Source organism: Nostoc sp., from assembly GCF_036917435.1.
Classification (GTDB): domain Bacteria; phylum Cyanobacteriota; class Cyanobacteriia; order Cyanobacteriales; family Nostocaceae; genus Nostoc.
Genome location: NZ_JBALDM010000041.1, coordinates 1 through 9,423, shown reverse-complemented (window position 1 = coordinate 9,423; position 9,423 = coordinate 1). Strand labels below are relative to the sequence as shown.

The 9,423-nt window shown below is 40.3% G+C and carries 8 protein-coding genes and 1 pseudogene; 5 read left to right on the top strand and 4 right to left on the bottom strand.

The window, feature by feature from the left end; all coding sequences use genetic code 11:
- Positions 1 to 277 precede the first annotated feature (277 nt).
- The 3 genes from V7K98_RS20240 to cbiD form a co-directional block, all read right to left on the bottom strand.
- On the bottom strand, positions 278 to 589 hold the full coding sequence (locus tag V7K98_RS20240) for a DUF4282 domain-containing protein (RefSeq protein WP_335025005.1): 312 nt from the start codon (positions 587 to 589) through the stop codon (positions 278 to 280).
- Between the two features lie 691 nt (positions 590 to 1,280).
- Positions 1,281 to 2,903, bottom strand: a complete 1,623-nt coding sequence (gene guaA / locus V7K98_RS20235; RefSeq protein WP_335025003.1) for a glutamine-hydrolyzing GMP synthase — start codon at positions 2,901 to 2,903, stop codon at positions 1,281 to 1,283.
- Between the two features lie 224 nt (positions 2,904 to 3,127).
- Entirely contained in the window at positions 3,128 to 4,252 is a 1,125-nt protein-coding gene (gene cbiD / locus V7K98_RS20230) for a cobalt-precorrin-5B (C(1))-methyltransferase CbiD (protein WP_335025001.1), read from the bottom strand.
- Between the two features lie 118 nt (positions 4,253 to 4,370).
- Between cbiD and V7K98_RS20225 the strand changes: the two are divergent.
- A pseudogene (locus V7K98_RS20225) lies at positions 4,371 to 4,787 on the top strand (FAD-dependent oxidoreductase); the annotation flags it as partial.
- Positions 4,788 to 4,801: 14 nt separating this feature from the next.
- Here the strand turns inward: V7K98_RS20225 and V7K98_RS20220 are convergent.
- The gene (locus tag V7K98_RS20220) at positions 4,802 to 4,927 is read right to left on the bottom strand and encodes a hypothetical protein (RefSeq protein ID WP_335024997.1); all 126 of its coding nucleotides are present in this window, start codon (positions 4,925 to 4,927) and stop codon (positions 4,802 to 4,804) included.
- 89 nt (positions 4,928 to 5,016) lie between these two features.
- Here V7K98_RS20220 and thrS point away from each other — a divergent pair, with 89 nt between their 5' ends.
- The 4 genes from thrS (at position 5,017) to V7K98_RS20200 (ending at position 9,257) form a co-directional block, all read left to right on the top strand.
- Positions 5,017 to 6,861: a threonine--tRNA ligase gene (thrS, locus tag V7K98_RS20215; RefSeq protein WP_335024995.1), complete on the top strand. Its 1,845-nt coding sequence runs from the start codon at positions 5,017 to 5,019 to the stop codon at positions 6,859 to 6,861.
- A gap of 229 nt (positions 6,862 to 7,090) precedes the next feature.
- On the top strand, positions 7,091 to 8,134 hold the full coding sequence (locus V7K98_RS20210; RefSeq protein ID WP_335024993.1) for a CobW family GTP-binding protein: 1,044 nt from the start codon (positions 7,091 to 7,093) through the stop codon (positions 8,132 to 8,134).
- Between the two features lie 99 nt (positions 8,135 to 8,233).
- Positions 8,234 to 8,884 (top strand): GTP cyclohydrolase I FolE, encoded by a 651-nt coding sequence (gene folE / locus V7K98_RS20205; protein WP_335024991.1) that lies wholly within the window; start codon positions 8,234 to 8,236, stop codon positions 8,882 to 8,884.
- A gap of 142 nt (positions 8,885 to 9,026) precedes the next feature.
- The gene (locus tag V7K98_RS20200; protein ID WP_335024989.1) at positions 9,027 to 9,257 is read left to right on the top strand and encodes a phosphoribosyl-AMP cyclohydrolase; all 231 of its coding nucleotides are present in this window, start codon (positions 9,027 to 9,029) and stop codon (positions 9,255 to 9,257) included.
- Positions 9,258 to 9,423 lie beyond the last annotated feature (166 nt).

The window sequence follows — 9,423 nt, the reverse complement described above, 5'->3', positions numbered from 1 at the left end:
ATACTTAGTCTGGTAGGGTTAGCCTTTGCTCTTAATCCGCTCGTTAGAGCCGGAAAGTCCTAAAAGCTCCGTTCTTTAGAACGGGGATTCCTTACTAACGTTGATCGAATGAAAGTTATTTCTAATAAGCTGCTTGTTTTTTGTCTACAACCAGACATAGGGAAGATACTCACTCCACAAGAGTTATGTTTAATTCGGTTGTGCAAGTTAGATGTTTTTCAGGTTATCAATTTCCAATGCTTGAATGGTATCTTTACTTCCGCCACGCTTCACTAATTTAGGGATTTCTCAGACCTTCTGTATTATCCGCAGTCCGACCTGTATTAGCTGCGGTGCGAAATGCCACCAGCAAACCTTCTAACCCAACTCTAATAAATATTATGTACAACAAGAAAGCTAGCGGCGCGAGCAATAAGCTCACAATACCAGGAAAAAATCCTTGATGAATACCGCCTAAAATAATGCCCAATGCTCCCAAGCCAGCAAAAAACATACCAATACCGTAAAGAATACCAACGATGCTTGGTGTAATAAATTCCGAAAACGAGAAGTCGAAAAGTACCGTCAAAAATCCTCTGGATCTAGCCATACTGAACCTATCTCTTAGAATCTTACTAATCCTTAAGTTAGACTAAATCTGTACCAGGATCATAATTATTTGTACTTATCCTCAGAAAATTAGTATCAAAGCAGTCGCCAAGGTAGTTAGCGCTCTTTTATTACGTTGAAAAAATAAAATATTTGTAGGTTGGGTTGAACAACGTGAAACCCAACAAAAGCAGGGATTATTGGCGTTGGGTTTCGTTCCTCAACCCAACCTACTCATAGATTTATAGAAACTAGTGACAACAAAGGTTTCTGATTTTTATCTCGTGAGAGTCATAGAAGAGCGTTAGGATAAGTCGGCGGTAGATGCCTTCAACAGGATAAGTTATTAGGACTTACGCACTTTACAAAGTGATTATGATGTGCATTAACCTAAACACCCCGTTTCAGGTTTTTTATTGATGCTAAATAGACCTGTGTCGTAGGGGGAATTCATGAATTGCCCCTACGACTGATCTGGTTTTTCCAATTATCTATACTTGGTCTTTCCTGTCAATGCGTAAGTCGTAGTTATAAGCTTTCTGTGCGTTGCCATAACACTACTTATTTTTCGTTGTCTGCAAAAAGTAGAGAATGCCGACTTTGAAAATGATTCATTCAGATCGGCATTGCCATTTTGAGATATTTAAACCACTGCAAGTGTTCCAGAACCACAGAAGAAACTCAAAACTTGATTATTCCCATTCAATGGTTCCAGGTGGCTTAGAAGTGATGTCATAAACCACTCGATTCACCCCTTTTACCTCATTCACAATCCGCGTGGAAATTACTTCCAGGACATCGTAAGGGACTCTGGCCCAATCAGCAGTCATACCATCTTCACTGGTAACAATTCGCAAAACAATAGGGTAAGCGTAAGTACGTTGATCGCCCATAACGCCAACACTACGAATTGGCAGCAATACAGCAAATGCTTGCCAGAAATCATGATACATACCGCGTTGGTTAATTTCTTGCCGCACAATCAAATCGGCATCACGCAAAATATTTAACCGCTCAGATGTAACTTCCCCCAGAATGCGGATTGCCAAACCAGGCCCAGGAAAAGGTTGTCGTTGGACAATTTCTTCTGGTAAACCAATAGAACGCCCAACTTTTCGGACTTCATCTTTAAATAATTTCCGCAGTGGTTCCACCAATTTAAATCTTAGGTCTTTGGGCAAACCACCAACATTGTGATGACTCTTAATTTTCACCGCTACCCGCTCACCAGTTTGGGGATCAACGTTGGTGTCAGCAGATTCGATCACGTCTGGATAAAGAGTCCCTTGAGCCAAATAGTCAAAGTGTCCGAGGCGCTTGGAGGTTTCCTCAAATACATTGATAAATTCGTGTCCGATGCGGCGGCGTTTTTCTTCAGGATCTGTAACACCAGCAACTTTAGCTAGAAAGCGATCGCGGGCACTCACATACTCTACAGGAATGTGAAACTGCTCTTGAAACAGTTTTACCAATCGCTCTGGCTCATACTTTCGCATAAAGCCTTGATCGATAAACACGCAAGTCAGTTGATCTCCAATCGCTTTATACAGCAAGAAAGCCAGGGTAGAAGAATCCACTCCCCCAGACAGCGCCAACAGCACCCGCTTCTCGCCAACTCTGGTGCGAATTTCCCGAATTGCCTCTTCGACAAAAGCTGCTGTTGTCCAAGTTGGTTCGCAATCGCAGATATGGTAGACAAAATTACGGATTAATGCTATGCCACCAAGAGAATGTACTACCTCTGGATGGAATTGAACCCCGTAAAGTTTCCTTTCGTGGTCGGCGATCGCTGCACATGGGGTATTTTCTGTATGTGCCAGCAATTCAAACCCTGATGGCATTTGGGTAACAGAGTCTCCATGACTCATCCACATGGTGGTGCCATCTTCAACGTTAGTGAGCAAATCTGTGGGATCATCAATATATAATGATGCTTTGCCGTACTCACCTCGGTCAGCCTTTGCTACTTCCCCACCGAGTTGGCTTACCATTAGTTGCATCCCATAGCAAACGCCCAAGACGGGTATTCCCAAATTCCAGATTTCTGAGTCACAATGGGGAGCGTTATCACCATAAACCGAACTCGGCCCACCGGAGAGGATGATTCCCTTGGGATTGAGTTCGCGCAATTGTTCAGAAGTAGTGCGATAGGATAAAACTTCAGAGTATACTTGAGTCTCGCGGATGCGACGGGCAATCAACTCAGAATATTGAGAGCCGAAGTCTAGAATTACAATCAATTGTCGATCAAGCCGCCCAACATTTTCCAATATTTGGGGCGCTTGTTCTGTTGGTAGAGTCACCACTGTATTCATGACGGAAGTGTTATGTCTGTTAAGGGTAGATGCTTTGTGGTCTATAGTGATGCTATTACCGAGCCTGGTTAGCCTGATAATGGTATAAAAGCCCTAGACAAACGCGAGGTTATGTGCGTTTGTCTAGTCTCGGAGCCGGAGATGGTATTAGAACGATAAACTTACCCTAGAGTGGTTATTTAAAAAATTATTTATTTGGATTGTTTACGATTATTCATAATAAATTAACATAATTTTCCCATCAACAGAGCAGCAGTTTTACTCTTCACGATAATTTTGCGATCGCGATCAAACAGAATCGAGCCACAAACTGTAATTGCTGTGCCCCTTTCGCTATGGCTTTGGATGTATTCTTGAGAACGGACATCGATGGTTTCGGCGATCGCACTGTAGACTTGATTTACCCAATCACTGCCAGTTGTAGTATCTAGAGATTTTAGATATGTTAGTGCTGCTTCGGCGGTAGCACTGTTAAACACAACTTGGATATCTGGTGATTTTAAACCTGCGATCGCACAGTGCGCTGCCAAAATTTCTCGCCGTCCATCAGCTAAGTAGTGATGAGTGTGAAAAATCCCTCCAGCCAGTTTCATCAGCTTCCCGTGATAGCCAAATAATAAGATTTCTTTCACGCCTAGCACATCAGCTTCTACCAACATTGGCCCAAGCCAGTTAGCAGTTTTGACCAATTGTTCGGGATTAATCCCTAGTTTACGCGCTAAATCTAGGCCATTCTCCCCGATACAGAATACTAAACTCTCAAAACGACTAGCTTTATTTTGTAATTCTGCCCGAAAAACTGCAAGCTGATCTGGTGTACTTAAAGGTTGAGATATACCGCTTGTACCTAAAAGGGAAAGTCCTTCAACCACACCAAAAGCAGAATTTGAAGTCCGAACAGCTAGCGATCGCCCTTCAGGTAGAATAATCGTCACCGTGATTTTTTCTCCCGGTGCTAGCATCCGTTGCAAATTTTCCTTTAAAAGCCTTTGAGCATAAGCATAAATAGCGGGCTTGTCATCAGCATTCATCTGTCTACCAATTCCTTCCCCGCCTTTAATAATTACTGCTTCCTCATCCCCCTCATCCCCTCTTCTCAACTCCACCAATGCCCAAATGGGTGTATCTTTAGTCAGATCCAGATTATCACCAGGATCGCTACGGGTAATTGCTAAAGCTGTATTCTCAGATAATCCTGCTACCTGTTCAATGGGGATTTCAGCGATTTGAGACGGTTCAATCAAATCTACAGATGCTAAAGTTAGGGATTTGCGATCGTGTAACCAGTGTAAAGCTGCAACAGCAGCAGCACAGGCAAAGACGGGAAGAGTGTATCCTGAACGGGACATTTTTTAAATTTAAAAGTCAAAATAATTTAGGACTTACGAATTGACATAAAAGACCAAGTATACATGATTGGTAAAATCAGATCCGGCGTAGGCGTAGCCCGTCGTAGACATCGCTACCAAAATACGACAACAAGTACGTCGTGGTAAAATCAAACTTGATGAAAACTGTCAAGTAGTAAAAGCCGAATGGTTAGGTGAAAATTGGCGAGTGGAATGTAGTGATGGTAGTAAGCACGAGTGTGATTATATTTGGCTTTCCACTGGCACTAAATTCGATGTCACCACTGAACCCTTATTAAAGGACATTTTAGCAGCTTACCCCATTCCCATAGTCAAAGGTTTGCCAGTTTTAGATACTTGTCTGCGTTGGCCTGGTTGTGAATTATTTATCATGGGTGGTTTAGCCGCCCTGCAAGTAGGGCCAACAGCACGGAATTTATCAGGTGCAAGAATGGCTTGCGAGAAAATAGTCCCAGCTATTGTAAAGCCAAGTGTAGCTCTTTCCCACACGTTCAGCAGAGTACAAGCAGGCTAACCAAAAACGCTCCCCTATAATAACCCACACCGGAAACGCAAAGTGTAAGAATTTTCCTCAATCAGCAACGCCACTTCTTGAGGAACGTGACTTCCATCGCCCAACCATTTTCCATTGCAACCATCCAATAACGTACCCAAAATTAAACACTTCTATCTTTTCTCCATCCAGGTTGCACCATCAAACTTTTTTTGCGCTATTATGATAACGATTCTCATTCTTTTTAAATATGGTCAGTTCATTAATCCACTCCCAGGAAAACTTAAGTCAACACGACAGTGAGAAACTGGTGCGGATTCGTCACACCTGCGCCCATATAATGGCGATGGCAGTGCAGAAGCTATTTCCAGGGACTAAAGTAGCAACTGGCCCAGTCACAGAAATCGGGTTTTACTACGACTTCGATTGTCCAGTCAGCATCACACCTGATGACTTGGGCAAAATTGAGCAACAGATGCGGCGGATAATCAAAGCAAACTTACCTATCATCCGCGAAGAGGTACAACGAGACGAAATTCGCGCCGAAATTACGGAATTAAAAGAACCTTACAAGCTAGAAATCTTAGAACGCATTCCAGAAAAAGAGACAATCACCCGCTATTTTATTGGTAGTCCTGATACTGGTAAACCAGAGTCTTCATTGTTCATCACAGATATTCAACCAGCAAGTAACTATTGGTGGGACTTATGTGCAGGGCCACACACTAACTTTACTGGTGAAATCCATCCTGATGCCTTTCAATTGTTAAATATTGCTGGTGCTTATTGGCAAGGAGATGAAACCAAACCCCAACTGCAACGAATTTACGGTACAGCATGGGAAACAAAAGAACAACTACAAGCTTACCTCAAACAAAGAGAAGAAGCCTTACGCCGCGACCATAGAAAGTTAGGTCAAGAACTTAACTTATTTAGCATTCAAGAAGATGCTGGTGGGGGTTTAGTATTCTGGCATCCCAAAGGAGCGACTATTCGCTACATAATTGAAGATTATTGGCGAAAAGCTCATCTAGAATATGGTTATCAATTACTCTACACACCGCATATAGCAAATCTCGATTTATGGAAAACATCGGGTCATTTTGATTTTTATCAAGAGAGTATGTTCGACTCGATGGATGTGGAAAATCAGGCTTATCAAATTAAGCCAATGAATTGTCCATTTCATGTATTAACTTACAAGCATCAACTCCATTCTTATCGAGAACTACCCTTGAGATGGGCAGAATTAGGAACAGTTTATCGCTATGAACGTTCTGGGGCGCTACATGGTTTGATGAGAGTTAGGGGATTTACCCAAGATGACGCTCATATTTTCTGTTTACCTAACCAAATTGCTGCTGAAATTCTCGGAGTCTTAAATCTCACAGAGCATATTTTGTCAGACTTTGGCTTTAAAAATTATGAAGTGAATCTTTCTACCCGTCCTGATAAATCAGTGGGGAATGATGAAGTCTGGGAGTTAGCAACTTCAGCACTTGAACAAGCTTTGAATGCTAAAGGCTGGAATTATATTGTTGATGAAGGCGGAGGTGCTTTTTATGGCCCCAAAATTGATATCAAAATTCAAGATGCTATTGGTCGTCTTTGGCAATGTTCAACCATTCAGGTAGATTTTAACCTACCTGAACGTTTTGATATGGAATATATTGCTGCTGATGGAAGTCGCCAACGACCAATTATGATTCATCGAGCTATTTTTGGCTCATTGGAACGCTTTTTTGGGATTTTAATTGAGAATTATTCTGGTGATTTTCCCTTATGGTTAGCACCAGTGCAACTGCGATTATTACCTGTCAGTGATGAAGTTAGAGAGTATGCAGAATCAGTAGCAATTTCATTTAAAAAAGCTGGGATTAGGGTAGAAATAGATAGCAGTGGTGAGCGTTTAGGTAAGCAAATTCGCACAGGAGAGTTAGAAAAAATTCCAGTTGTTGCTGTTGTAGGTAAAAAAGAGGTGGAGAATCAAAACTTGAGTGTCAGAACTAGACAATCTGGAGATTTGGGTGTACTAAATATAGATGAGTTTCTACATCGTCTACGAGAGGTTATAAACTCTAAGACAGTAATTTAACAGTCACAGAGACAAAAGTAAAAATTTGTTACTACAGATTTGCAGAAGTTTGAATTTTTTAAACGCAGAGTAACGCAAAGGTAAGCGCAGAGGGACGCAAAGTATTTTTAAGGTCGGTTCGATAGAGATGAGGAGATAAAAAGTGGTTACTGGGACTTTTGAAAACTGACTACTAGCAATTACTAATTACTACTAACAATTTTGAAATTAATAGAAGGTTGAATTGATTATGACTCAACTAATTGCACCAACTTTAAACCCAAGTCTTGATATTCCTAAACAAGGAATGCCTGTTACTATTATCACCGGATTTTTAGGCAGTGGTAAAACTACGCTGCTAAATCAAATTCTCAAAAATAAACAAGATTTAAAGGTTGCTGTACTTGTAAATGAATTTGGTGACATCAATATAGATAGCCAATTGCTAATTTCTGTAGACCAAGATATGGTCGAACTGACTAATGGCTGTATTTGTTGTACTATCAACGATAGTTTAGTGGATGCGGTTTATCGAGTTTTAGAAAGAGAAGACCGCATTGATTATCTAGTTATTGAAACTACTGGTGTTGCTGACCCACTGCCAATTATATTGACTTTTTTAGGTACAGAATTAAGAGATTTAACAAACCTCGACTCGATTATAACTGTAGTAGATTCTGAAACGTTTAATGAAGAACATTTTGATAGTGAAGCTGCTTTAAAACAAATTACTTATGGAGATATTATTCTTCTGAATAAAACAGACCTCGTGACTCCAGAAAAATTAGAATATGTAGAAAATTGCATCCATGATATGAAAATTGGTGCAAAAATTCTGCATACAAAATATGGAGAAGTGGCTTTACCATTAATTTTAGATGTGGGTTTAACTCCAATAGATGAGTATACTGCCAATGATGCGGAAGATACTTACGGGCATGAACACCATCATCATGATCATGACCATAATCATGAACATCATCATCACGAACATCACTCACATCATTTAGACAATGATGGATTTGTTTCGATTTCTTTTCAAACTGATAGACCATTTGATGTGCATAAATTTGAGAACTTTCTCACCGAAGAAATGCCACAGGATGTATTTCGTGCTAAGGGGATTTTGTGGTTTAGTGATAGTGAATTGCGCCATATTTTTCAGATGAGTGGACTTCGCTATAGCTTACATGCTGATGAATGGCAGACTCCACCGAAAAATCAAGCAGTTTTTATTGGTAGAAAGTTAGATATTAGCCAATTTTACTCACGGCTTAATGAATGTCTGGTATGATTAGTAAGTGTTAAGTTATTATCTGGTTTAGTTAATAGTTATTCATGAATGTTGAACTATTAACTAATTTATTAATCTATACCACTCAAACAAAGAATAATGACTCTATCGATTCGTCCCGATATAAATTCTGCTGCTCAATTGGTTTCATCTTTATCTACTCAACAGTTACCAACTGTTACCGAAGCAGAAATGGCGCAAGCTGTACGTACCTTGCTCATTGGATTAGGAGAAAATCCTGACAGAGAAGGATTGAAAGATACTCCCAAGCGAGTTGTGAAAGCTTTGCAGTTTCTCACCAAGGGATATCATGAATCTTTGGATGAACTGCTAAATGGGGCAGTATTTACAGAAGATGCTGATGAAATGGTATTAATCCGGGACATCGATATTTTTAGTTCTTGCGAACATCATATTCTGCCAGTAATTGGTCGCGCTCATGTTGCCTATATTCCCAATGGGAAGGTGATAGGATTATCTAAAATTGCCCGTATTTGTGAAATGTATGCCCGACGTTTGCAAGTGCAAGAACGTCTCACCCTACAAATTGCTGATGCGCTGCAAGGTTTACTCAAACCTCAAGGGGTTGCAGTGGTAATAGAAGCAACTCACATGTGTATGGTGATGCGCGGCGTGCAAAAACCCGGTTCTTGGACTGTTACTAGTGCAATGCGCGGCGTGTTTTCAGAAGATGCACGCACTCGTGAGGAGTTTATGAATTTGATACGACACAATGCTAATTTTCACTAACAAGTGTCGGCTAGAGTAGATGTTTATTTAGCATCTGCTATGTAGAGATAATAAATTTATTGTCTCTACTTTCTTAAATTTATAAGAGTTAATAATTGCCTTACGCAAAGAAAGAGTCTAAAATCAAAATTTTTGCAAAATAATGGAATCTTTGAAGTTTAATGAGCAAGATTTGATTCCTGCAATAGCACAAGATTACCGCGATGGTACTGTGTTGATGATGGCTTGGATGAATTATGAATCAATAAAAAAAACATTATCTACAGGTGAAGCTCATTATTGGAGTCGTTCGCGTTCTGAATTATGGCATAAAGGCGCAACATCTGGACATATTCAAAAGGTCAAAGAGCTTTTTTACGACTCTAAATTTTAGTTTTTGAATTTATTTTGAATTTATTGATTTCTGCAAGCCGCACACTCGTGACTTTTAGTCATGAGTTAGGCGCTCCATATTTCCATATTTTTTCTTGCTATGGTCATGTGCATGGTAAGATAAGGTATGGAAGTAAAGCACGGTAGAGGATACGTTTATGCGATTG